Raw genomic sequence first — 24,695 nt, forward strand, 5'->3', positions numbered from 1 at the left:
TTCAGGTCGTATGAAATCCCGACAGCGTCTGAATGTAGGCCGACACTAATGCCACCCTACAAAAAAGGCGCGCCATGAAACTTCCTCTTCTTACCCTCGTCATGACCCTTTCGGCGGGTACGGAAATTGCTGCACAAGATGTCGGCCTCGTCGAATTGACGATTGCCGCACCTCATCATGATCAGGACATGCAAATGGCTGTCATGTTCCCTGCGGCAGGTCAGCGCCAGACTATGTTTGCAGAAAATGCAGTGTTCTATGGAACAGCAGTAGTCGAAAACGCCAAGCCGGTGCCAGGGCAACATCCGGTTGTTCTTCTCTCACACGGATGGGGCGGCAATTATGCACGAATGGCGTGGCTTAGTGCGGGGTTGGTCTCGCAAGGTGCAATCGTTGTGGCAGTAAACCATCCAGGCAGCACGACCTTAGATTTGGATTTCGCTACCGCATTTAATCATTGGACCCGCGCCCAGGACATGTCCGCCGCGTTGGATCACGCGCTGCAAGACCCGGTTTTCGCCCCCCTCATCGACACTTCACGGATCTACGCCACGGGCTTCTCTTATGGTGGCTGGACAGCCCTTTCGCTTGCGGGCGTCCAGGGCAATCGTGACGGATTTTTCGATTATTGCGAGGCCGCAGGGGCAGGGTCACAATTTTGCGCAAAGCTGACGGCAGAGGGCGTCAATGTAACCGCAATCGACCAAGAAAAATATGAGGCATCTTACAAGGATCCACGGGTCAGTGCCGTCGCAGCCATTGATCCGGGACTAACTTGGGATCTTGCGTATAAGGATGTGCGGGACGTGACAGCCTCGCTTTTTCTGATTGGATTGGGTGACGGGGCCGACAGGCTGAATGCAACAGACACGAGCGCTCTGGGAAGCAATTTTGAGGCGCTGGTTCCTCAGGCCGCGGTGATGACGATCGCGCCCGCAATGCATTTCACCGCGCTTGGATTATGTAAGCCCGCCGGTGAAGCGATTTTGATCGAAGAGCAGGACGATCCTGTTTGCACTGATCCCGTGGGAACGGACCGCGCCCAAGTCCTTGACATGATAATTGACAGTTTGGCCGCTCACTTCGATCTGAATTAGTGTATTTCGGACACTTACATATCGGCATTGCATCCAATGGTGCGGGCCGACCATACCCCTCAGCGGTATACCAAAAATTCGTAGTTGGATTGCCGCTACCTGCCACTGGCTTTCTTCGTGCCCCGGTGATGGGCGAGGTCGATGAGCCGTCTGAATGTTGGGCATTCCAAATGCGATGGCGCCGGGCAATCCGCCACATGTCGCAGGGTATCGCGCAGCGCCGTCAGCTCGCGGATTTGCCGATCCAGCGCATCCGCACGAATGTGAAACTCTTGCCGGGGGATATTCGGAGTTCCATCAAGGCCGAACATCCCCGAGATTTCCTCAAGTGAAAACCCTGCAGATTTGCCCATCGTGATCAGGGCTAGTTGCAATAAGACATCCGGCGTGAACTGCCGACGAAGCCCGTGCCGCGCAACAGACGAGATCAGGCCAAGCTCATCATAGTAACGCAGCGTTGAAGTTGGGGTGCCGGTCTTTTTCGACACCTCGCCTATATCCAAAAGTTTCATGCTTGACCTCAAGTCGACTTGAACTCGTAACGTCGCCTTCTGTAGCGATTCCGACAAGAGGAAAATAGTCGTGCACATCAAATCAAATGCATTGAAGACAACGAGACCCGGCGCTTTGTTGTGTTTCTCCCTGTCCATGCTGCTGGCCTCATTGGGCACTAGCATTGCCAATATCGCCTTGCCTGCAATCGCCCAGGACCTGAAGGCGCAGGTACATCAAGTGCAATGGGTGGTGATCGCATATCTCGCGACACTGACGCTGTTCTCTGTGTTGGCTGGACGACTTGGGGACCGCTTTGGACGACAGCAGATGCTGATCTTCGGGCTTATACTTTTCGCGCTGGCCTCTGCGTTTTGCGGCTTGGCGCCTAATCTTAAGGTGTTGAGTGCCGCGCGGTCTCTTCAAGGAATTGGCGCTGCATTCCTCATGGTGCTGACCGTCGCACTCGTTCGCGATATTTTTCAAACAGAGCGTGTCGGGCAAGCCATGGGCCTGTTGGGCACGATGTCGGCGGTCGGAACCGCACTGGGACCTTCGTTGGGTGGCGTGCTGATTGGAAAACTCGGGTGGCAAGGAGTGTTCTTTGTCCTGGTGCCGATGAGCCTGACTACGGCCATTTTGGCCGTTCGGCTTTTGCCTGCAAGTGTTTCCTCTGGGATAACACCTCTGGTCGGACTAACTGCACTGCGAAAGAGCGGCGCAATCCCCGGCCTTGCGGCAAATTTTCTGGTGGCAAATGTGATGTTGACCACTTTGCTGATAGGCCCCTTCTTTCTGGGGCAGTCTCTTGGGCTGAGCGCGGCGAAAGTGGGGCTTGTCATGTCGGTCGGACCAATCATATCGATCTTCCTCGGCGTCCCATCGGGTCGGCTAGTGGATGCATGGGTGGCGGCGCGTGTTCTGTCGCTTGGGCTCATTGCTCTGACCACCGGGACCTTTGCGCTTGCGGTCCTGCCAGTCGCATTCGGTGTCATTGGTTACATTGGCGCTATCAGCATCCTGACACCGGGATACCAGTTGTTTCAGGCCGCCAACAACACCATGATCATGGTGGGGGTTCGGGCAGATCAGCGGGGGACAGTTTCAGGGCTGCTTGGCTTGTCGCGCAATCTGGGCCTTATTTTCGGCGCCTCTGTCATGGGGACGGTCTTTTCCTTTGGGATCGGGGCCCGCACCGTCGAGGCAGCATCTGCTGAAGCGATTGCCAACGGGATGCAGCTCACCTTTGTAATCTGCGGGGTATTGGCCATCGTGGCGTATTGGCTTTCGCGTCGAACTTCGTTGAAGAGCATCACCAGTAAGACAGTCGCGAGATAATGATAAAGGAGGTCGCAGTCCTACCGATGAACACTTTTAAACCTGTCCCAATAGACGGCTTGAACGTACAGATTTGGGGGCATGGCGATACGCCCGCGCTCATTTTCCATGGGGGGCCAGGGTCGGGTCTCAACCCGCAGCACACAGCCTATTTCGACGCCGACCGCCATCGGGTGGTTCTTTTTGACCAACGCGGAACAGGGTTGTCGGGCAGAGCTGGTCGGGTCACTGTAAACACGACCCAGCACACCCTACGCGATGCCGAGGCTATCCGGATGGCCCTGGGATATGAAGATTGGATAGTGCTGGGTGGTTCATGGGGTGGCGCACTGGCATTGGCCTACGCATCCGCTCATCCTGATCGGGTACGCGCATTGATCGTGCGCAGCACGCATATCTGCCGCCCTTCAATGGACCAGTGGATGTTGCGCGATAGGGCAAAGCGTTTCGAAGCCGGGCAGCGTGCGCGCGGCCTGTTTCTCGATCCTCTCGATGAGACAGAACAGCTCCATCCTGCCATAGCATGGTTTGCCCGTATGGAAGATAATGACGCGCAAGCACGTGAGGCAGCCCGCCGTGTGATGGCGCTTGAAGATGCATTTCATGGACCGCAACCCGGCACTGTGCGGCTTCCGGCATCCGTCACCCAAAGCGACATAAATCGCACCCGCGTGTACCTTTGGTACTGGCTTAATAATTTCTTCCTACCTGCTACCGGCCCCGGAGATCCAAATACAATCGCCGTACTCCCACATCGTTTGATCCATGGGGCGGATGACCTAATATGCCCGATTGAACCTGCCCGTGCCTTTGCCCAAGCTGGAAAGCTTCAATTTGAGGAGATTGAGAGACTGGGTCACAACGGTTTGGCGCCGCAGATGATCGCTGCTGTGCGCCAAGCCGTAGAAGATTTGAGCGGTTGAGTATCAAGCAGAAGCGCGTTCTCAAATCGGACAATCGCGGCAATTCCGAGTGCGCGCAATTTGGGTTCAGGGCATCGTCATTTTTTTGGTTGCGTGAGGTGGCTGAAGCAAAGCGCGATGCCTGACCGCCTTCGATTCCGTATGCGAGAGACAGGGGACAATTCTGGCTGGTCATTTCGCTTCGCGCGTCGATGTTGCTCAGCAGTTTATATCGTTTTGCCGGTAATCTTTTGGTCGAATTTTGTGCCAAGGCGACCCATCTCACCCGATTTAAAAAGCTGTTTGTTCTTGCTCGGCATTCACGTTGGCTGTGGCACCTAAAAGCCCAATGGCAGGAATAGTTAAGTTATCTATGAGGCGCATGTTTAGCCTCGCCCGGTGCCAGCTTCGTATGAGGCAGATGATTACAAATCGAAATATTTTTCGAAGCTATTTTCTGCATATGTGCAATCGAAATAGAAAACTCCGACCACGGGCAATACTGCACCGTACCTTCGGGGCAGGATCACTTTAGTCAGCTACAACCTCAAAGGTGACAACGATGGCGGTGTTTTCGCTGCCTTTGGTGTATACGCGCCCCTGATACTGGCCGGGTTCTGCCAGATCATGAATGGTGAGGCTTACGGCAACGTCGACGGCCTGTCCCGGGGGAATACGGACTGCGGAAGGTTGGATGCTCATCTTGTCGGTTGGCAACACGTTGCCGTCGCGGCTGATCATGTCGCCCGGTTCGAACTGCAAGTCGACAACGTCTGCTCCGGCAGGTGCAGCAAAGGACAACAGAATGGTTCCTGTCTCACCGGGCCTGCAGGGCTTGCGGCAGTGAAAGGGTCCGTCCAGTTGTTGTGTGGTGCTGTTTTCCGCATTCAGAATGCCCCGTGCGATCTGAGATATCGGAAGTGTATCCTGCTCCGGAACGGCCTTGGTGGCCGTGCGGAGAGCGCTGACAAATGGTTTTCGCTCGAAATAAGGCATAGCTCAATGTGCACAGCCTACAGCGTTTAGTAAATGACAAACTTGAAAGGAATGCGTATTGGATTCGGCGGTGGATTCACGGGATTTCGAAATTTAAGATATTGAATATCTACAAAAAAATAGGGCGAGTGTTAGACCTGACGCGCCACCAGATAATCCATGAACTGACCAAGAAACGCGCGCGGCGCCGCGTTGGTATTTGCAAATACAACATCGAATTCCCGACGGGCCGCCGCAAGCAGGTCATTTGCTGCGGCCTGAGCATATTCAATGCAAGAATAGTGGTTCATCCGCGCCAATACCCATTCGACCTCTTGCTCCGAACGGGCCGTTCTTGGCTTTTCTAGAAACTCTGACAGTCGGGACTGTTCCTGCCGATCCGCCTGCGCCCCAAGACGTCCCAGCATCAGCGTGCGTTTGCCTTCGTAGATATCCCCACCGATCTCTTTGCCGTATTTACCCTGGCTTCCCACAAGATTCAGAACGTCATCCTGGATCTGAAAGGCGGCCCCCAGAAAAAAGCCGAACGCGTTGAAGTCATCCAGATTCAGCGCCCCGGAGGCGACATCGTCCGGGCGCGCGATCAGGGCACCTATACGCATCGGGTGAATGAAGCTGTACCAGCAGGTTTTCTTCAGACACATGGTCAGATAGTCGGACGGGCTGAGGTCAAGGCGATTGTCTTTTATCCATCCCAATTCAAGGGCTTGGCCCTCGATCGACTCTTTCAGCAGGTGATCAAATTCGTCCACCACACGCGCGCCGGTCATCGGGCCCAGAGGGCCGAGGTTCTGGCGCAGCAGGCTTAGCGCCAGAGATTGCATGCCGTCGCCGATATTGATCGCCAAGGGCACACCAAGACGTTTGTGCATACATTCCCGACCCCGTCGGAAATCGCTGAGGTCTTCGATATCGTCATGAACCAGAAATGCATTGTGCAGCAATTCGATGACCGCAGCAGCAATTTCGGCATCCTCGGCTTTTCCGCCGAATGCTTCACACGTGGCCAGAAGAAGGGCAGGTCTAAGCCCTTTGCCCGAGGTTTCGATATAGTCCCGCATAGGCCCATAGAGATAGGCTTGCGGCTCACCCGTTGGCATTTTGTCCAACAGTACCTTGCGCGCCTGATCGCCATAACGCGTCAGCTGCTCAAGGAAGCCTTGCGTGGCCGCGGATGCCGGCTGCGCCTTGGGAACAGTCACCTGTCAGCCCTTCTGTGTGATGATGACTTTGCGACCGGACGTGTCGGTTGGCGGTGAGGTCGCCTCAACAATGCCGATCGCCAGATCTTCGGCAAAGTCCGCGCCGGGGATCGGTGTGTCCCGGCCCGGCAGATGCGCGGCCATCAGATTATAGAGCTCAGGAGGTGCCGCGACCATGCGCAACGCGTCCGAGATCGCAGGGTCTTCGACAATTCCGCCGGGCTTGGAGTATTCGGCCGTCAGCGGACCAATCGCGGCCAGCGGTCCTTGCCCACCACGTTTGGTGCCGGTGGCGTCTTGTCCCATGCGCAAAGCGGCCTCGACAGCGATGGCAAAGCGTTCATCCCAGGGCTCACCCGCCTGATATCGGGCATAGTCATAGGCCCGCAGGGGTTGCAGGATGTCGGGCTCATGCAGATCCCAGATTTCACAGGGCTGCGCCTCAGAACCACTGCGCCGTAGGATGGCATTGACGGCTCTTCGGGCAGCCTCATTTGCGCCTTCCATGGTGGCCAGGTCGGTGTTGGTCCGGACGTAGTCGGACGCAAGCATAAAGTTCGGAATCAGCGTCGCCGCTTCGGGCCGCAGCCGCCAGCTGTTAATGCGGTTTACCAACAGCGGTTCGACATTGCTTTCTCGGGCAGGATGATCGGGGTCCTCAACGATGTCGGGATCCAGGAACCAATAATGCAGTTCTTCATCCCTGAGGACGATGTTGCCATCAACGTTCAGGCTGCGTTTGAGCTGTTCCCAGACCTCTTTGGCGATTTCTTCACGAGAGCTGTCGCGCGCGGTTTTTCCGTTCGTGCCCGGCTTGTCCCATTCGGAAATATCGACCGAGAGTAATCCCTTGGTCTTACCATCGGCCCAGTTTTCAAAATCTATCTGGGACCAGAATTGTTTTTGCGAAACAGCCGTCAGCGCCCAAGGGCTGTCGATAAAGATCACATGGCCATGGGCTAGTTCAACATCCTTGGTCAGGTAAAACTGTATGCCATTCATCCATTGCACGTCTTCGGCAAGCAATGGCAGCTTGGCCAGACCCGGATCTACCTTTGTCATGGCCGGCGTCACCAAAGGTGCAATGCGTTCAATGGGCAAGGCGCTGATGAACCAATCACCGGTGACCTGCTTTTGCGTGCCGTCCTGTTCAACCGTGGCGCTGGCAATTCGGCCGTTTCGGCATTCAATCCCGGTCACCTTGGAATCGAAATGGTACACCACACCCCGGCTTTTCAGATATTCCAGCCAAGGCTGAATCCAGACCAGATTGGTTGGCCCGTTCAGCAGCCTGTTGCTGGTCGCCTCGGGTGTTGCGATCCCAAGCTGCAGTTGAATGGCGACATCGCCGACGGTCTTGGTGCTTGCGGTTGTCGCTTTGGCCGCCACCAGTGACCGGGTCAGGCCGATTGCCAGAAACTTCTGATAGGCTTCGGACCGCTCCGCGGCGCCGATGAATTCCCACCAGCCGATACGTTCATACTCATCGAACCGGCGCTCTTTGCACGAGGTCGCTATGCGCCACATGCAACCAAGGAAATGTTCGATATCCTCAAAGTCGATTTCGTTGCGCGGCGAGATTGTATAGGCAAAGGTCTTGAGCGCATTGGCGACCTCTTTTAGCGATTGTGGAAACCGCTCGGGTACGATGATACCGGGGTGGTCGAACTGGCTGACCAATACCTGGGTTGTCGGAACCAGATTGTCGTAGCAGGTGCCCTTGTCATAATAGGGCGTGCGCGACATCGTATTGGTGATGTGCCGGTAGAAGTTGGGGAAGAACCGGAACCCATGTTCACCGGGCAACCAGGGGCGTTTGACACCGGGTGGCAGGTCATAGCCGTGCATCCCGATCCAGTCTTTCAGCGCTCTGATATGTTCCTCTTTCGAACCGTGATCGTCTTCACCTTCAAGCACGGGAATGCTGCGTGCCTTGCCGCCGGCGATAAGCTGACGCTCATACACTTCGACTTCGAAACCCCGTTCGATCAGCTCATGCGCGGCGCTCATCCCGCCGACGCCTCCGCCTAATATGACCACCTTTTCAGCCATCGGATGTTCCTTTCGCGGAATAGACGTCAAATCGCAGGGTGATGTCGGACAGGCTGGCCTCTCCGATCCCGAAACCCTGCAGACGGTTGATCCACATATAACGCGGATTCGAGGTCAGATACCGGGGTGCCAGCCGAACCGGGGCACTGGGTGGCAGCTTGCCCTTGGCAAGGGCGGCATAGCCATCCGTACCGAAATCGCAGATCCCGGTATCGTCGAACATGACCGGGGCACCGCCGGTTGTCGGATTGATCAGCGCCTTGGCATGCAGAATACCCACACCATCAGGGCGCACGCGCATCCAGTCTCCGCCCACGGGCTCGATCGTTCCGTTCAGGTTCGGGCCGGTCACGGTACCGCCTTCTTTGATCGCAAAATGCAGCCATATGCCATCGGGAGTTTCACCCGATGGGTTGAAGTTGCCCGAAAACGGCACCTCAAAATGGGCGATATGATCCAGCACCGGGCTGGATGTCTCGTGTTTTGGCGCGCGATCTTCTGGTTTCGGCGCGACCGCGTTTCCGGGGTCATAATCGCGCCCGCCCGAGGTCAGAACCGGCCGCCAGGTCATCAGTTTTCCCACAGCGGGAACCGGCAGGGCCGCTGCAAATTGTTGCAACCCCGATTGTGGATCCTGACCCAGTGGCCACCCACGGACAGCCCGTTCAGGTCCGTCCCCTTCGCGATAGAACAGGCGCAGCGTGTCATGCGGAGATATCGCAGGCCCGGCCTCAACCAGAACCCGCTGTACCCCGGTGGCTGCCTGAAAGGCGGCCTCGGACCAGCGCAGGGTGACCCCGCCGTCGCTGAATTCCCGCATACCCATCGCGCCGGTCAGCACGTGATGGTCGAGATAGCCTGAGCTTCTTTGATCCTGAGGCGGAATTTCTGCTGAACGCGGAAGATATGATCGCCATCTGCCGAGGTCTGCAGATATTTGACCGCAATGTCAGAAGGCACAACAATCTCAACCGGTGCGCCCTGCAAAGACACCAGCACGGCCTTGTTCACCGGAAATGCGCCAGACCGCAGCAGCGGCCCGTCCAGAAATGGCAGAATGCTGTCGCGGGGCAGGACCATCGAGTTTTCCATCGGTGTCGTGACCGCCTGGAACAGGCCGTTACCCATCACACAGGCATAGGGTCCAAGATGACCCAGGGATTCCAGTTGACTGATCCCCGCAACCACGGCCTCGAAAACCTCGGGGCCGGTTGGCTTTTTCTTCGAGCCGCTGGAAACCGGCTGGGCCTCACCTGCTTCCAGCAGACCTTCGTAATGTCCACCGCCGCTGACGGTATAGACCGGGGGCAGCGTGACAGGTGCACCGGGCGCGGGTTGGGGGCCTTCACCAGTGCCGGCCTGACCGTTAAAGATGATCTCATCCTCGACCCGTGCGACAATGGCAGCCGCCCGGCGGAACATGATCAGCGCAGCGGCCAGTTCGGGATCTGCAAGCTGTGCACCTTTGACATGGACGTTCACCGACACTGTCGACAGCCGCGTCGTGTCAAAGTCATTCACGCCAAAGCGCATCCTTGGGCCGGTCGCTTCTGGGACCAGCTCGAGCTTGTTCAGAGGAACCGATTGGGTATCAGCCGGTAGCGGGCCGTAGAGCGGCAGGAAACTGGCAGCAATACGCGCGCGCAACGCTTCGTCGTGGACGGCCTTGTTCACGGCATCCCACTGCTGCTGGTCCAATTCAAGTGCTTCGGTCATCGTCTCCCCCTTCTGGATGGCACTGCGCGGTTAAATCTGGCAGCTATCTAATTTCATAACGTTTTAGCAAATTTGTTCAGGCAATCCAGAGCGCGTTTCTCTTGAACAACTGCCCCGATGTCACGTGCAAGCTGCAGGGCTTGATTTGCCTCAGTGACAGCTTGGTCAAGGTCGCCACGGGCGGCCAATGCTTTAGCGCGCACACGGTGATATTCCGGCTTGTTCAACATCTCTCCACGCTCCCACCCGGGCGTGCAAACATGTTCAAGCCGGTTCAGGGCATCCTCGATATGACCCTGATCGATCAACAGCTCGGACAGGACAATCTGGTTTTGCGGGAAGGTAAAGTTGCCGCCAGCTTGGGACACAAGGTCCATATAGGTCCCGACACGAGCAGCCCCCCCGATCACGTCACCTTTGCCCGCCTGAGCCAGACCCAGATAGATATCCTGCATTGCGTGAAGATACAGGAACCCTTCTTCGTCCGCGATCCGACGCGCTTCGTTCATCGTATCGTCCAGCAAGTCCCATTCGCCCGCATACGGAAGGAACATCGACGACGCGCCCATAATGTAGACAAGGTTGGGGGCGTGTTCGAACGGCTTGCTGATTTCGATCGACTTCAGGCGGGCCTCTTCGGCCTCGTCGAATTTGCCAAGCTGCCACAGAAGACAGCCCTGAATGGCAAAGAACGACGCGCTGGTCGAGGACTGGGTCATCGGCATCATGGCCATGTCAAGCTCGGGCGTGATCAGGGCAAGGCCCCGTTCAAGCTGTCTTTCGCAATCGGCGAACTCGCCGCGGAAATAATGAGTATAGCTGAGCGCTCGAGCAGCAAGGACGTTTGTAACCGGATCCGGTGCAAGGCTGGCCATGCCGTCAAGGGCCTGCGCCATCTCAAGTGCGCGGTTCATCTGGCCCGACACAAAGAAATGCGTCCATCGGCAGAAGGTCGCGGCAAACAGGGTTTCGCCCGCACCCAGCGCCTGTGCAAGATGCATCGCACGGGCTGCGGTCTGCCCAACCTGTGTGGATGACCAACCGTGTATCGCCATGAACGCAGGCAACACATTCATCTGAACGCCAAGCTCTACCCCATCTCGTTCGGGACCGCCGGGCATCGTTTCGATATTGCGCAATGCGGCCTGAAAAGCGGCAATCGCCGGTAGGTTCGCAAGGCGGCTGAGGGCCTGTTCACCCGCCAAAACCCAGTGGGTAACAGCCTCGCCCTTCAGACCACCGAGATCACAGTGATGCGCCACGGTATCCGGTGTCGGGTTACCAAAAGCCTTGTGACCGGCCAGCAATTCTTTGGCGATTTTCAGGTGAATCTGTTCCCGGTCTTCAAGTAAAAGCGACTGGTACGCTGTATCCTGCACCAGCGCATGGTGGAACGTGTAAGTCGGCGCCCCGGCTTCGCTGGTGATGGATACCAGACCTGCACCGATCAGTTGGATCAATGCCGATTCCACATCCGTGTCCTTGGGCGCTACCGCATGGATCATCGCCGACGTGAAGCTGCGGCCAATCACGGATCCCAACTGCGCTACAGGTCGCGCATTTTCCATCCGGTCCAGCCGCGACATCAGCGAGTCATGAAGAGTTGCGGGGATACTGAGTGTTCCCATTACCCCGGCATCGATGGGCACGTCCTGCGGCAGCTGATCCAGAACCGCCTTGGTCATTTCCTCGATATAAAGCGGCACACCATCGGCTTTTTCGACAATCTGTCTGACCAAAGTGACCGGCAGGCTGCGCGGTACGGCAACACGGCGCACCAGTTCAGACGCTTCGAGAACCGAAAGAGGTGTCAATTCGACGATTGACGCGCGGCCTTCAAAATGTTCCGGAGGCTCGTATTCAGGGCGGTGCGTCAGAACCACAAGGATGGGCAACTGGTCCAAGGCGTCGATCAGCGCGTCCAAGGCATCCAGCGTGGTTGCGTCCGCCCAGTGCACATCTTCGAATACCAACAGCAATGACCCGCGTTCATCGCAGATGCTCCCGGCACAGCGGATCAGCAAGTCCAAAGATTTGCGGGCTTTCTTGATCGGATCGGGTTCGACCGGAGCGTCAGTTTCAAACCCGGCCAAATCCAATAGCAGCGCAGCATCTTCTTCGGTCAAACGAGAGGCGTTTTTCGCGTATTCCCTGATCGACTCGGTTACCTTGTCGGTATCAGTCTCATCCCCTGCAAACCGCCGAAGCTCGGCACGCAGCGGGTGCAGGGGCAAACTGGCAAGATGCGGGACACATTGCAGGGTCATAGGCCTTTGTCCCAGCGTTTTGCTGAGGGAATTGATCAGCCGCGATTTCCCGATACCGGCCGGGCCACCAACCAGCGCAACCTGACCCGATCCGCGCAGCACATGATCCCAAAGCCCTGTCAGGCCGGTCAGGTCGTCTTCGCGGGCAACCAATTTGACCGTGGACTTGCCGGTGCGCGCGTCGAACCGGCTGGCGGCGATCTTTTCGTCAATAACGCGGAAGACCGAGCGCTCACCATCAAATCCCTTCAATTCGTGATTGCCGCGCGGTTCAAAGTTGAAGGCCCCTTTTGTCAGGCGCCATGTCTCGGACGAGACGACAACTTCACCGGGATTGGCCAATCCCTGAAGGCGTGAGGCAAGGTTGGCCGTTTCGCCAACAATGAAATCCTGTGTTCCCAGGCTGGCAGAGGAAACAACCCCGACAACGACAACTCCGGTTGCGATTCCCGCGCGCAGGTCCAGGTTTTCACCGAACTTGTTTTCCAGATTCTGAACCGCTTCGATGGTTTCCAAAACTGCACGCACCGCGCGCTCGGTATCATCTTCAGTGGCTTTCGGATATCCGAAATACATCATGATGCCATCGCCCTGCTTATAAGCCAGGTGGCATCCGTGTTGTTTCATCGTGCCGATGGCGGTGTCCAGATACAGATTCATGATCTGCATCAGCTCTTCCGGATCATGCCGCTGTGCTAATTGCGTGGACCCGACCAGATCGCAGAATACAAGCGTCAGCTGTCGCCGTTCGGCCACGCGGGACATTGCGGGTCTGTCGGACGCTTCCTGAAGCTTCAGTTGTGCCTGTGTTTGCCGAAAACGTTTCCTTTGACCGACAGTCAAACCCAGATCTCGAAGTTCCGGGTCTGTCAATTCGTCCAATATTACGTCGTCTATCCCTTCTTCGAGAAACCGCGCGCTGAAGTCATGTAGATCGGCGTTTTGCAGAATAGTTGAAAGGCGTGTGGATTTCCCGATGACAGTCGTCATTGATCAGCGCTTGCCCCCTGGTACTTCTTCGGCACATCGTTGCATGCCTCATTCGCGTCAATATCGCGCCGAATCCAAAAGATTGACGTGGTATAAGACCAATTTGGTAACAAGTGTGGCAGATGTCGGGCCGAATTGCTATGATATTGCGGTCAAGCCTCCCAAATGAATGGTTTTGTTGTCAAATCGAAACCAGCCCGGTGTGGTCGCACCACTCAGACGCAATTTCGGTCGGTCCGAGGTTAATTGGCACCAGGTACAAGGCCTCAGGGGTTCAGGTTAATCCGGGCGGAAACCAGTGGCCTGACCGGATGGCTGTAAATATGCCGGTTGGTCACAAATGCGTCGCGAGCCCTTTCGCGGGCCATAGCTCTTGGATAAAAGAATAACGCGCCAGCACCGAAACGCCGGCCTTCGATGTCTTCATTGAATTACCGGGAGCATACCTGTGACGTCTTTCCGCCTGGCGAAACTAGCGATCCTTTGTCTTGGCATTCCAACCATGTCCCCTGCGCAATCCGCCGAGGACCCAAGCGCTGGGCTGTTGATGGAACTGAACAATCTGCAACAGGTCGATGGCAACTGCCGACTGTCATTTCTGTTGCAAAATCAGACCGGTGCCGAGATTGAGGCCGCCAATTTTGAAACCGTTATCTTTAACGCGGAGGGCAATGTTGTCAGCCTGACGCTGTATAATTTCCGCGATATTCCTGCGGGACGTCTGCGGGTGCGGCAGTTCACCATCGCGGACATGAGCTGCGGCAATGTCGGCCGGATTCTGATCAACGGATCCAATACATGTACGGTCGAAGGCGCCGAGAGCGATCTGTGCGACGCGGCCCTGACCCTGAACAACCGAACAGATGTGGAGTTTCTCAGATGAGCCCGCTTGATGCTTTGCGTGAAATTGTTGCCCTTGGCGGGCCGGTGGTTGCGGTCCTGATCGCCATGTCGATCGTGACGCTGGCCGTCACGCTGTACAAGCTTTGGCAGTTCACCGTTTCCGGTGTCGGTCGGCACAAGATCCTGTCCCAGGCGCTTGCGGCCTGGGATGCAGGTGACACGCAGGCCGCAAGGGCCAAGCTGGCGGAAAGCCGCAGTTATCTTGCGCCGCTAGTCAGAACTGCCATGGATGCGCCCATCATGCCCGGGCTGGACCAAAGGCTGGATGCCGAGGCCGGGTTGGCCTTGGCGGGCCTTGAACGCGGCTTTCGCCTGCTGGACACCGTGGCACAGCTGGCGCCTCTGCTGGGCCTGTTCGGCACCGTCCTTGGCATGATCGAAGCGTTCCAGAGCCTTCAGACTGCCGGATCGTCGGTTGATCCCTCGCTGCTTGCGGGCGGTATCTGGGTAGCGCTGGTCACCACAGCGGTTGGTCTGGCCGTGGCGATGCCGACCTCGATGGTTCTGTCCTGGTTCGAAAGTCGCACTGCGCGCGAACGGGTTTTCGCCGACAAGGCCTTGAGGACCGTTCTTGTTCCGGGGCGGGGATCGTCAGACCCTGCCCAGATGGCCGCTGTCCCAACGACAGCAGATCATGCGTAATCGGGCACCATTTGTGCGACGGCCAATGTCGATGACGCCGCTCATCGACATCATTTTCCTTTTGTTGCTTTTCTTCATGCTGACTTCGACCTTCTCGAAATATGCCGAGATCGAATTGAGCAGTGCGACCGGCGGCGCCTCGACCGACGAAGTTACGGGTCAGCGGGTGTTTTTGCAGCTGGGATCAGAGCGCCTGATCCTGAACGGCGTTCCGGTCACATTGGACGAGGTGGTCGAGCAGGTGAACACCGGGCAAGTCCTGGTCAGCCTTGACCCCGATACAACCTCGCAAAGGCTGGTCAATCTGCTGGTGCGGCTGCGTGGGCGCGACGGGTTGAGCGTTCTGGTGTTGGAGTGAGGCGATGATCCGCAATCTTCGACCCCGCCGCAAACGCGATTCGACCATTGCTTTGATCAATGTCGTGTTTCTGATGCTGATCTTCTTTTTGATCACCGGAACGATAGCGCCGCCGCTGGATCCGGATCTGCAACTTGTGGATACGTCAGAACTGGATGGCAGTGAGCCTCCCGACGCATTGGTTCTGCACAAGAACGGATTGCTCAGCTTTCGGGGCCAGCCGATGACCCCCGAAGCCTATATGACCGGCCGCGACCCCGCGCCGGTGCGGATCGTGCCCGACCGTGAAGCACCGGGCCACCGCCTGATTGAGGTGACGGGGACTCTGCGGCGGTTGGGGGCGACGTCGGTCTTTGTAGTGACCGAAAAGGCGCTGGAATGATCAGACGCTCGGTTGTCATTGCGGCTATTGCGGTCCTGGTGTCCCTGTTAATTCACTTAGTCGGGTTGAGCGTGACGGCGCCCCGTCTGACTGAAACCACGGAACCTGCAGGCCCGGCCGATGCCATCGCGCTGGGCAATGAGTTCGAAGAGATTGCCGATGTCGTTGCGGACCCGGTTGAGCCCGAGCCCGCCCCCGAATCCGAACCGGAACCGGAAGAGCCGCTGGAGCCCGAACCGGCACCCGAACCCGAAGAAGTGCCGGTTAGCGAAGCATTGGTCGCCTCTGATAACCCTCAGCAGGTCCCTTCACCCGATCTGGGCAAGTCCGAAATCGTGCGCCCGGTTGTGACGGAAACGGTTGAGCCGTCGGAAACCACGTCTGAGACACCTTCGGACGCAAATGAAGCCGCCAGCCAGGACGAAGATTCCACGCCTCAGGCCGAACCCAGTGAGCAGGCCGAAACACCCGAAGGAGTGCCCGAGGCCAGCCCGGTGCAAGCCGAAGAACAGGCAGCGGTTGACCCGGCCCCGGCTGAAGTTCCCACGCCCGAGCCATCGCCGGTTCCCGACATACCGCTGATAGCTGACATTCCCGACGTCGACATCCCACTTGTCGAGCCCGAACCCGAACCTGAGGCGGAGGAAGAGACAGAGACGGCACTGACCTCTTCGGTGCGTCCGAAGCTACCGGATCAACGGCCTAGTTCCAAACCGCAGGGCGTCTTGCCGGGCTCCAACGATTTCAGTGATCTGCGGTTCCCAGAGAAAGAAGTCGAATCCCCGCTGTCGCAGTACAAACGCGCGGGAATTGACCCGTTCACACGCGGCAACACCAGTGCAGGTTCAGGGGGAAGGGGGCCAGGCAATTCCACCAAAACCAACTATGCTGGCCGTGTGCTCATGCATCTGAACCGGGCGCCTTTGGTCTATGTTTCGGCACGCGGTTTCGCTCAAGTCTTTTTTCAGATCAACCCGGATGGCACCTTGGCCTTTGTCGATGTGGTCGACAGCTCTGGATCCCCCGAAGTCGACCGCGCTGCCAAGGCGCAGGTTCGTGCGGCGTCACCTTTCCCGTTGCCCCCTGGCGGTGTCAGCCGCAGCCTGTCATTTTTCTATAACAGCAACTAGCATATGGTGCCGTAGCAGGATCGCATCCGACCCGAAGCGCGGCTGGGCATTATGCTGTGTGACTGGGCGTGCTCTTGGGCGTGGCAATTCCCGGAATGCGGACTCTCAGATTGCGACTCACCTGAAATTGGGCTGCAGTCACAACAGGGGTAGGGACCGAGAATCCCTGAATCATGCGACCTGTCAATAATTCCCGGTTTAAAGAGGTGGTCTGGCTTTTTTGCGTTCAAATTTTTGTAACGTTTCCAATGAGCGAACAAAGTGCTCGAAAAGCTTGAATATCTACGCCCTGCGGCCTTTTTGCCCGATGCAAAGTGGCAACACCGTTGCAGGCAGAGGGCGTGGAAAATCCCGTCTCGCTATTGTGCCCATGTTGAAATTATTCGACGAATTTAGCCGCCGCTTCGGTGGCACTACTCCTCTCAAAACTTATGGATTAACCATGAAAAACGTACTCATCGCATCGACCGCGCTGATTGCAACCGCCAGTGTTGCTGCCGCGGAAGTCAAATTCAGCGGCTATGGCCGCTTTGGTCTGGGCTATGAAGAAGACCGTTCAGCAACCACCACCACAACGACCGCGTCTGGTGCGGTCAATTCGAACAACGCCTCGACCGACGATACCATTTTGGTGTCGCGTTTTCGTCTGAACATCGACGCCAGTGCCGAAACAGATGGCGGCGTTGAATTCCAGGGCCGTGTTCGTCTGCAGGCGGATGACGATTCAAGCACCGGCGAGCAGAACGAAGCTGGCCTGAATGGCGCCCGTTTCTCGGTTATCTATGGCGGCCTGCGTGTTGACGCCGGTAACGTTTCGGGTTCGTTCGACAACCTGGATGACTACTTCGGTACCGAGCCGGGCCTGGAAGAATTCCTGGGTCAGTATTCGGGCGTGAACTATTCCTTCCTAGAATACAGCTCAACCGGCACGGGCGCGAATGCTGTGTTCTTCCGCTACACCGTTGGCGATCTGGCATTCTCGGCATCCTATGACCAGGACACGAAATTCCTGGGCGCAGGCATCACTGACGACCGTGATCGCTGGGACGTAAGCGCAACTTACACCTTCAACAACTTCACCGCCTCGCTGGCATATGGTGAAACTGATGAAGGCGCAGGCGTTGACAAGGAAAGCCTGACTGTTCTGACCCTGGGTGCAGAACTGGGCGATTTCTACGGCACCCTGTTCGTGGCTGACGATGACGTCAACAACGACGCCGAAGACGGCACCGCTTATGGTTTCTCGGTCGCCTATGATCTGGGTGCGGCAACCACGCTGCAGCTGGTTTACGGTGACGGTTCGGCTGACGACGACACCCGCAACATCGGTGTTGGCGCCATCTATGACCTGGGCGGCGGTGTATCGCTGCGTGGTGCAGTTGGCGAGATCAAAGACGGCGATGACGACGGCAAGATCCGTGCCGACTTTGGTGCTCAGTTCAACTTCTAAGCCGATCTGAACCATATTGATCTAAGGGCGGGCCTTCGGGTCCGCCCTTTTTCTGTCTGACTATTTCTTTTCAAAGAACAAAATGACTTCACCCAGCCGGATGCCATAGCGCGAGACATAGGCCCGGTTCAGCAGCCGGTCATCGCTCAGCAGCCACATCCAGTCATCGAAATCGACCCGCATGGTCCCATCCTTGACGGGCAGGTCGATCTTGTAGGTCCAGTTGAAGGTATCGCCACGCTCGATCCCGCTGGCGGTGCCCAGCACGCCGGGGGCTGTGCCGGTCCAGGTATCCTCGCCGGTTTTGGTCAGGGTCCAGACGCGCTGCTCGGTTGCGCCGTCGTCATAAACGAAATCCTCGATCAGGGTCAGCGTCTCGCCATCCCATGTACCATTGATATCAACAGTGAACCGGCGTGGCACATTGCCCAGAACATCCTGAAATTGACCATAGGCCACAGTCTGACCCTCAAAGAACTCTTCCAGGTTCAACTGCCGATCGGACAAAAAGGTCTTGGGGGTTCGGGGTTTCGCGGAGCAGGCAGCCAGAACGGTCAGCCCCAGAACAGCAAGGCCCGCGATGACAAGACGACGTGGTTTCATTGCAGCACCCGTGTTTCAGCGGCGGTGTCATGGCCATTCGCCCGGTCCAGATAGGTCGATTTGGTGGAGGGCGCCGGGCGCATGGTGGCTATCAGCTCGGCGACTTTGATGCCGAACTTTCGCATCTCGGACCGGTTCATGATCACGCCACTTTCCGTCAGGTACATCCAGTCGGTTACGTCCAGCGTGTGTCCCCCTGCGTCCTCGGGCAGGATGATCTTGTAGGTCAGCTTTACGGTCGAGCCCGAGACCGTGCCGCGCCCTTCGCCCACGATGTCATCTGCTGTCGCGATGAATGTGTTTCCTGTGCCCAGAGTCAGATACCATTTGCGGGCCATCTTCTTGCCGTTGGAATAGATGAAATTCTCGGTCAGAGTGCCTGTGTTGCCGTCCCATTCCCCGACCATACGGGCGACAAAGCTGTTCGACATCTTACCGTCGGGGCCATAGATCAGCCCTTCGGACAGGATCTCCCCGTTCAGGTTTTCCGTCATCTTAAACGCGGGGCCGGTGCCGCTGTAATCCTCAGGCGATTGGGCCCGAAAGCTGAGATAGCGCCCTTTTGCGATGGACAGGGCGAAGATGATGAGCAGGGCTATAGCAAGTAGTTTCATTTGGCTGAGACCTCAGTTGGCAGCGTCAGGACCATTCCAAACGCGCCGAGTTTCAGGATGCAGGGCAAAATGGCATAGGCGAGGTTGAGCGTTCGCAGCGCCTCGGCTGAATTTGCCTGTCCCGGAGTGAATCCGCTGCGTTCCAGCAATGGAAGGGTGAAAAAGGCCGCCAGGGCCAGCCCCAGCTTGCCCGCGAATGACCAGATGCCGAATGCGGCGGATGCGTTCAGACCTGCGCGTGTCAGAGCGACCGAGAACATGGCCGGCAGCACCACCATATCCGCCCCAAGTGCGGCGCCCGATGCAATGCAGATCAGGGCGAACCCGGCTAGGCTGCCGGTTGACAGCGTCGCGGCGCTGACAAAGGCCGCAATCGAGAGCGGCATGGCGATCATTAGGGTCTGTTTCGGGCCAATCCGATTGCTGAGCCGCGCCCAAAGGGGCACGCTTGCCCCCGCGCTGAGGAAGAACAAGATCAACAGCGGTCCTGCCATGCCTGGCAGTTGCAGCCGGTCTTCGACAAAAAACAGAAACAGAGTCGAGGTGATGGCGACCGGCAAGCTGTTGATCAGCGCCAGAACCAGCAGGCGTAAGGCTCCGGCATCGCCCAGCCCTGCAAGGGTCAGGGCCTGTCCGGTGATCGGCGCGCGTCGCCAGATCGGGGCCGTCAGGACAAAGGTCAGAATGGCGATGAGGCCCAAAAACAGCCCGAACGCAGGATAGCCCTGCGCCTGCGCGCCAAAGGCAACAAACAGCGCGGGGGCACTTGCGGCAAGTATCACGCCGGTTAGCTGTCCGCCTTCGCGATAGGCGGCGAGTGTCATCAGCTCGGACGGGGTGGGCGTTTTGGCCAACGTGGCGCTGCGGCCATAGAGCAGGATGGTTCCCAGGCTGTAGGCTGAAAACAGCAGGATAAGGATGGCCACCAAACTGGCAACGGACGCGCCCTCAGACAGAGTGAACAGCAGCGGGAAGCCAACGGCCAGCCCAAGTGCGGCGAGGGCAGCAAACAAAAGCTGGCCACCAGGCCACCGGTCAATCGCCCAGCCAATCAGGGGATCCTGCACAAGGTCAACCAAACGGATCAGCAACAGGACGGCGCCGATCACCCCAAGGCCAATGCCCAGATTGACCGCCGCAAAACGCGGGAGGTGAATGTAAAGCGGGATGCCTGCAGCGGCGAGCATCAACGCATAGAGACTGACCCGGGGATACAGCATCACTGACCCTTCAACTGCCGGGTAAAGTTGGCCGATCTAGTGTTGCTGCCAAGAAAGATCGACATGAATGCGCGCGTGATGCCCGGGCTCGACAAGGTGCAGGTTCTGCTGCCATTGCGCCAGAACCCGATCTTGTCCGGACCCTCCGGGATTGCAAGATAGCTGTCGCCTTTGCTGACGGCCTGAAAACAGGCCTGCAACTGATCGGCGGTTGGAGGCGGGTTGCCCTGTCGCACCATTTCGCCAAGCGTCGACTTGATCAGAGCCTTCTGCGCGATGGATTTGCGGTATGTCAGTTTCAGTCCGAACTCTTGATTCCAGTCAAACGGTGCGCCGCCGGGCGTATAAAGCCTGGCATCGTAAACCGGCAAACCCAGGAACCGGAACGTAGAGCTGCCCAGAACTTTTGGATCGTCCAACCGTTCAGCCAAAGGTGACGCCGCTAAACCGCAGGGCAGCACCATCGCCAGCGCCAGAATGGCCGGGCGCATCAGCTCAGAGATCGGCCGCAACAGGGATGGCCGCGATCTGTTCGGGGGTGCCATTGTCTGCTCCGATGGTTTGCGGGCCGCCAGCGATCCGCTCGACGACATGCATGGCGCTGGCAATCCCGTCTTCGTGAAACCCGTGCCGGTTATAGGCGCCCGCAAACCAGGTGCGGTTCTGTCCCTGCATCTCGCGGATTTGCCCCTGTGCCCAAAGTGCGGCCTTGTCAAAAACCGGATGGGCGAATTCGACCTGATCATAGATCTTGTCGGCGGCGATCTCGGATGAGGCGTTCAGCGTCACAAACAGCGGGTCACTGTCGGGAATATTCTGCAGCCTGTTCATCCAGTAGGTCACCCCGACATTCCCGGCCTGCGAGCGATAGGTCCAGCTGGACCAACAGGCCCGGCGTTTGGGCATCTGCGACGGATCGCAATGCAGGATGGCCGTGTTGGGCTGATACTGGATCGCGCCAAGCGCGGCTGCTTCGGCTGGGGTGGCATCCTGGCCCAGAATGGCAAGGGATTGATCCGAGTGGGTGGCCAGAATGATCTCATCATACTGATCCGACTGGCCTTGGCTGTGAACGGTCACGCCTATCTCATTGCGCTGCACCCTCTGAACGGGGCTGGCCAGACGTATTTCGGCCCCGCGGGCACGCAGGGTGGCGTCAATCCGGCGGACATATTCAATGCTGCCGCCCTTGACCGTGTACCATTGGTGCTGATTGGCGCGGCCATTGGCCAGCAGAGCGTGATTGCGAAAGAACTGCACCAGCGACCGCGCTGGGAATTGATCCACAAATTCAACCGGGGTCGACCAGATCGCCCCGCACATGGGCATAAGGTAATTGTGCCGAAACCAGTGCCCCAACCGCAGCTGATCAACCAGCTCTCCGATCGTTGTGTCATCGTCCTTGGCTGCGTCCGGGGCCTCTCTGCCAAAACGCAGGATGTCGGCGATCATCTTGTAATAGGCCGGCCGCGCAAGGTTGCGTTTCTGCGCCGTAAGAGTGCGCAGGTTGTTCAGCCCGTATTCGATGCGCCCGTTGTCGATGGTCGCACCAAAGCTCATCTCGGATTTTTCGACAGGCACGTTCAGCGTATCGAACAACCGTGTCAGGTAAGGGTAGGTGGCATAGTTGAAGACGATAAAACCGGTATCGACGGGTTGATCGCCATTTTTGCCCGCCATGACCGTGCGGGCATGCCCGCCAAGCCTGGGTTCAGCCTCAAAGAGTGTCACGTCATTGTTTTCGGAAAGATAATAAGCCGCTGAAAGGCCTGAAATGCCTGCGCCAACTATGGCGATTTTTTTCCTGCCCCTTTGGGTTTCGTCGAACATGATAGCCTCGTTACGTGACGTTTTGATAAAGAATACGCAGTAGGAGCAGGATTGGATCATTCAAGACAGGAGTTTTTCAGGTGCGGCTGCAATTTAGCGGCCTCACCGCGAGCAACCGAAGGTGATCCAATCTGGCCGTGTAACCGTATTGAAATAACACAATTCAGAAATGGTCGGCATGAACAGCTTTGACGGGAAAACTTATTGGATAGTTGGCGCAAGCGAAGGTTTGGGTCGTGCATTGGCGCAAGCTCTAAGCAATCGCGGCGCCCGGGTGATCCTGTCGGCGCGAAACGCGAAACGCCTGGATGAAATCTGCAGCATTCTGCCAAATTCAAAAGCCATTCGTTGCGATGTCGCTGATTTAGACTCTGTTCGACGTGCCGCTTCCGCTGCCGGAAAAGTGGATGGCCTTATCTATAATGCCGGAGCTTATGACCCGATGCGCAGCACTGAGTGGAACACCGAGGCCGCTCTTCGGATGTCCGATGTGAATTTTCAGGGCGCTTTGCGGGTTCTGGGCGAAATACTTCCTGGGTTTGTTAAGGCCGGGCAGGGGGAGATCACGCTGATCGGGTCGCTGTCCGGCTATCATGGCCTGCCATCTGCAGTCGGGTATGGTGCCAGCAAGGCGGCTTTGATTTCACTGGCAGAAACCATGCGGCATGATCTGGCGGGTTCGGGCGTCACGGTTCGGATCGTAAATCCCGGCTTCATCAAGACTCGCCTGACCGAAAAGAACAGTTTCCGGATGCCGATGCTGATGACGCCTCAGGGCGCGGCCCAGCATGTGGTTCGGGCAATGTCCCGCCACAGATTCCGCACAGACTTCCCAGCGCCGTTTTCATGGCTGATCCGCCTTGTAGGCTATTTGCCGGATTGGGTGATATATCGCGGAAGATAGGCCCTAACATTGGGGTTTTGAGCTTCTGCCAGGCTTAACCGCAGGTCAGGCTCTGTATGATCCCCGAGCCGTTTACAAAGACGTTCAGCCGGTCGATGCGATAATCCTGTGTGGCGATGTCATCGGGGCCTAAAACGCGCGACCGTTCGGGTAATTGCGACTGAATGGTCGATACAGGCTTGCCAATCGCATCGGCAATTGGCTCTCCTTTGCAAAAGGCCAAATCTACCGGGGTGGGTTCAAGTGGCAGTGGCGCGTCCTCAGGAGCGGGCGACTCTGTACATGCGACCAGCAAAATCAAAACAGGGGTCAAACGGCGCATTGGCGCTCCTCTTTCTGGCAATGTCGTTTCTGTAATATCAAATATTTAGCATTGCTGCCATCAAAGCGCAGTTGAAAAAATCCTGCATTTAACGCAGGGTCAGGCCAAATTTGACTGGGAGAAGTACATCATGCGCACCCGTGCCGCCGTCGCCGTGCAGGCCGGCAAACCTTTGGAAGTGATGGATGTGAACCTCGAAGGCCCCAAGGCGGGCGAGGTTCTGGTCGAGATCAAGGCGACCGGCATTTGCCACACCGACGAATTCACCCTGTCGGGTGCAGACCCCGAAGGCCTGTTCCCCGCCATTCTGGGCCATGAAGGCGCAGGTGTGGTGGTCGAGGTCGGCCCGGGCGTGACCAGCCTGAAGCCGGGCGATCACGTGATCCCGCTTTACACCCCCGAGTGTCGCGAATGTGAATACTGCCTGCATCCCAAAACCAACCTGTGTCAGGCGATCCGTTCGACGCAGGGCCAAGGGTTGATGCCCGATGGCACCTCGCGGTTCTCGACGCTGGATGGTGATCCGATCCTGCATTACATGGGCTGCTCGACCTTTGCCAACCACACGGTCCTGCCGGAAATCGCGCTTGCCAAAGTGCGCCCGGACGCGCCTTTCGACAAGATCTGCTATATCGGTTGCGGCGTGACCACCGGCATCGGCGCGGTGATCAACACCGCCAAGGTCGAGATCGGCAGCCGCGCCATTGTCTTTGGTCTGGGTGGCATCGGCCTGAACGTGATCCAGGGCCTGCGACTGGCAGGGGCCGACCAGATCGTCGGCGTCGACCTGAACCCCTCCAAGGTGGAAATGGCCACCCGGTTCGGTATGACCGATTTCGTGAACCCGTCCGAGGTCGAAGGCGATCTGGTGCCTTATCTGGTCAATCTGACCAAGGGCGGCGCAGATTACACCTTTGACGCAACGGGCAATGTCGGCGTGATGCGCACGGCGCTGGAATCTGCACATAAGGGCTGGGGTGAATCGATCATCATCGGCGTGGCACCTGCTGGGGCCGAGATCTCGACCCGCCCGTTCCAGCTGGTCACCGGTCGTTCCTGGCGCGGTACGGCCTTTGGCGGCGCCCGTGGCCGCACGGATGTGCCCAAGATCGTCGACTGGTACATGGAAGGTAAGATCGAGATCGACCCGATGATCACCCACACCATGGGACTGGACGACATCAACCATGGGTTCGACCTGATGCATAAGGGCGAAAGCATCCGCTCGGTTGTGGTTTACTAAGGCTCTAATCCAGACGGAAAAGTTGTTACGGCGCGCTTCTGG

At 57.5% G+C, this 24,695-nt stretch carries 24 protein-coding genes; 11 read left to right on the plus strand and 13 right to left on the minus strand.

Annotated features, from left to right (window positions below; all coding sequences use genetic code 11):
* The first annotated feature begins 74 nt into the window (after positions 1-74).
* Positions 75-1,097 carry an alpha/beta hydrolase family protein gene (locus FN806_RS14775; RefSeq protein ID WP_142638499.1) on the plus strand — a complete coding sequence of 341 codons (1,023 nt, stop codon included), beginning with the start codon at positions 75-77 and terminating at the stop codon, positions 1,095-1,097.
* A gap of 95 nt (positions 1,098-1,192) precedes the next feature.
* Here the strand turns inward: FN806_RS14775 and FN806_RS14780 are convergent, their stop codons facing one another.
* Positions 1,193-1,609 (minus strand): helix-turn-helix domain-containing protein, encoded by a 417-nt coding sequence (locus tag FN806_RS14780; RefSeq protein ID WP_142638500.1) that lies wholly within the window; start codon positions 1,607-1,609, stop codon positions 1,193-1,195.
* Between the two features lie 70 nt (positions 1,610-1,679).
* On the opposite strand from FN806_RS14780, the gene FN806_RS14785 reads away from it, so the two are divergent.
* Together FN806_RS14785 and FN806_RS14790 are read left to right on the plus strand one after the other, a co-directional pair.
* Positions 1,680-2,927, plus strand: a complete 1,248-nt coding sequence (locus FN806_RS14785) for an MFS transporter (protein WP_221929490.1) — start codon at positions 1,680-1,682, stop codon at positions 2,925-2,927.
* Positions 2,928-2,953: 26 nt separating this feature from the next.
* Positions 2,954-3,850: an alpha/beta fold hydrolase gene (locus FN806_RS14790; protein WP_185956717.1), complete on the plus strand. Its 897-nt coding sequence runs from the start codon at positions 2,954-2,956 to the stop codon at positions 3,848-3,850.
* A 510-nt stretch (positions 3,851-4,360) separates the two neighbouring features.
* Here the strand turns inward: FN806_RS14790 and FN806_RS14795 are convergent.
* From FN806_RS14795 to FN806_RS14820, 6 genes are all read right to left on the minus strand, one after another.
* Positions 4,361-4,825, minus strand: a complete 465-nt coding sequence (locus FN806_RS14795; RefSeq protein ID WP_142638504.1) for a hypothetical protein — start codon at positions 4,823-4,825, stop codon at positions 4,361-4,363.
* A gap of 131 nt (positions 4,826-4,956) precedes the next feature.
* Positions 4,957-6,027, minus strand: coding sequence for a polyprenyl synthetase family protein (locus FN806_RS14800; protein ID WP_221929491.1), 1,071 nt, complete (start codon positions 6,025-6,027; stop codon positions 4,957-4,959).
* A 3-nt stretch (positions 6,028-6,030) separates the two neighbouring features.
* The gene (locus FN806_RS14805) at positions 6,031-8,079 is read right to left on the minus strand and encodes a hydroxysqualene dehydroxylase (protein ID WP_142638506.1); all 2,049 of its coding nucleotides are present in this window, start codon (positions 8,077-8,079) and stop codon (positions 6,031-6,033) included.
* Positions 8,072-8,899: a DUF3237 domain-containing protein gene (locus FN806_RS14810; protein ID WP_185956718.1), complete on the minus strand. Its 828-nt coding sequence runs from the start codon at positions 8,897-8,899 to the stop codon at positions 8,072-8,074. Before FN806_RS14810 ends, FN806_RS14805 begins: the two co-directional genes overlap by 8 nt.
* A 14-nt stretch (positions 8,900-8,913) precedes the next feature.
* A complete protein-coding gene (locus FN806_RS14815) occupies positions 8,914-9,795 on the minus strand; it encodes an encapsulin (protein ID WP_142638510.1) in 882 nt (293 codons plus the stop codon).
* A gap of 53 nt (positions 9,796-9,848) precedes the next feature.
* On the minus strand, positions 9,849-13,052 hold the full coding sequence (locus FN806_RS14820; RefSeq protein ID WP_142638512.1) for an adenylate/guanylate cyclase domain-containing protein: 3,204 nt from the start codon (positions 13,050-13,052) through the stop codon (positions 9,849-9,851).
* A gap of 448 nt (positions 13,053-13,500) precedes the next feature.
* Between FN806_RS14820 and FN806_RS14825 the strand changes: the two genes are divergently transcribed.
* The 6 genes from FN806_RS14825 (at position 13,501) to FN806_RS14850 (ending at position 17,917) form a co-directional block, all read left to right on the plus strand.
* Entirely contained in the window at positions 13,501-13,935 is a 435-nt protein-coding gene (locus tag FN806_RS14825) for a hypothetical protein (protein WP_142638514.1), read from the plus strand.
* A complete protein-coding gene (locus tag FN806_RS14830; RefSeq protein WP_142638516.1) occupies positions 13,932-14,597 on the plus strand; it encodes a MotA/TolQ/ExbB proton channel family protein in 666 nt (221 codons plus the stop codon). Before FN806_RS14825 ends, FN806_RS14830 begins: the two co-directional genes overlap by 4 nt.
* A complete protein-coding gene (locus tag FN806_RS14835) occupies positions 14,590-14,955 on the plus strand; it encodes a biopolymer transporter ExbD (RefSeq protein ID WP_246097257.1) in 366 nt (121 codons plus the stop codon). Before FN806_RS14830 ends, FN806_RS14835 begins: the two co-directional genes overlap by 8 nt.
* 4 nt (positions 14,956-14,959) lie before the next feature.
* On the plus strand, positions 14,960-15,337 hold the full coding sequence (locus FN806_RS14840) for an ExbD/TolR family protein (RefSeq protein WP_142638518.1): 378 nt from the start codon (positions 14,960-14,962) through the stop codon (positions 15,335-15,337).
* Positions 15,334-16,467 (plus strand): energy transducer TonB family protein, encoded by a 1,134-nt coding sequence (locus FN806_RS14845; RefSeq protein WP_142638520.1) that lies wholly within the window; start codon positions 15,334-15,336, stop codon positions 16,465-16,467. The genes FN806_RS14840 and FN806_RS14845 overlap by 4 nt, the downstream gene beginning before the upstream one ends.
* Before the next feature lie 442 nt (positions 16,468-16,909).
* Positions 16,910-17,917, plus strand: a complete 1,008-nt coding sequence (locus tag FN806_RS14850) for a porin (protein WP_142638522.1) — start codon at positions 16,910-16,912, stop codon at positions 17,915-17,917.
* A 60-nt stretch (positions 17,918-17,977) separates the two neighbouring features.
* Here the strand turns inward: FN806_RS14850 and FN806_RS14855 are convergent, their stop codons facing one another.
* From FN806_RS14855 to FN806_RS14875, 5 genes are read right to left on the minus strand one after another with little or no spacing between them, the layout of a single operon-like run.
* Positions 17,978-18,520 carry a DUF3833 domain-containing protein gene (locus tag FN806_RS14855; RefSeq protein WP_142638524.1) on the minus strand — a complete coding sequence of 181 codons (543 nt, stop codon included), beginning with the start codon at positions 18,518-18,520 and terminating at the stop codon, positions 17,978-17,980.
* On the minus strand, positions 18,517-19,134 hold the full coding sequence (locus FN806_RS14860; protein ID WP_142638526.1) for a DUF3833 domain-containing protein: 618 nt from the start codon (positions 19,132-19,134) through the stop codon (positions 18,517-18,519). Before FN806_RS14860 ends, FN806_RS14855 begins: the two co-directional genes overlap by 4 nt.
* Positions 19,131-20,354, minus strand: a complete 1,224-nt coding sequence (locus FN806_RS14865; RefSeq protein ID WP_142638528.1) for an MFS transporter — start codon at positions 20,352-20,354, stop codon at positions 19,131-19,133. Before FN806_RS14865 ends, FN806_RS14860 begins: the two co-directional genes overlap by 4 nt.
* The gene (locus FN806_RS14870; protein WP_246097258.1) at positions 20,354-20,899 is read right to left on the minus strand and encodes a hypothetical protein; all 546 of its coding nucleotides are present in this window, start codon (positions 20,897-20,899) and stop codon (positions 20,354-20,356) included. The genes FN806_RS14865 and FN806_RS14870 overlap by 1 nt, the downstream gene beginning before the upstream one ends.
* The gene (locus tag FN806_RS14875) at positions 20,850-22,184 is read right to left on the minus strand and encodes an NAD(P)/FAD-dependent oxidoreductase (RefSeq protein WP_142638530.1); all 1,335 of its coding nucleotides are present in this window, start codon (positions 22,182-22,184) and stop codon (positions 20,850-20,852) included. The genes FN806_RS14870 and FN806_RS14875 overlap by 50 nt, the downstream gene beginning before the upstream one ends.
* 178 nt (positions 22,185-22,362) lie before the next feature.
* Here FN806_RS14875 and FN806_RS14880 point away from each other — a divergent pair, with 178 nt between their 5' ends.
* Positions 22,363-23,088: an SDR family NAD(P)-dependent oxidoreductase gene (locus FN806_RS14880; RefSeq protein WP_142638532.1), complete on the plus strand. Its 726-nt coding sequence runs from the start codon at positions 22,363-22,365 to the stop codon at positions 23,086-23,088.
* A gap of 34 nt (positions 23,089-23,122) precedes the next feature.
* Here the strand turns inward: FN806_RS14880 and FN806_RS14885 are convergent, their stop codons facing one another.
* Positions 23,123-23,410 carry an I78 family peptidase inhibitor gene (locus FN806_RS14885; RefSeq protein ID WP_142638533.1) on the minus strand — a complete coding sequence of 96 codons (288 nt, stop codon included), beginning with the start codon at positions 23,408-23,410 and terminating at the stop codon, positions 23,123-23,125.
* Positions 23,411-23,540: 130 nt separating this feature from the next.
* On the opposite strand from FN806_RS14885, the gene FN806_RS14890 reads away from it, so the two are divergent.
* Positions 23,541-24,653 carry an S-(hydroxymethyl)glutathione dehydrogenase/class III alcohol dehydrogenase gene (locus FN806_RS14890; RefSeq protein WP_142638535.1) on the plus strand — a complete coding sequence of 371 codons (1,113 nt, stop codon included), beginning with the start codon at positions 23,541-23,543 and terminating at the stop codon, positions 24,651-24,653.
* The last annotated feature ends 42 nt before the right edge of the window (positions 24,654-24,695 follow it).

The organism is Ruegeria faecimaris (genome assembly GCF_900182615.1).
GTDB lineage: Bacteria > Pseudomonadota > Alphaproteobacteria > Rhodobacterales > Rhodobacteraceae > Ruegeria > Ruegeria faecimaris.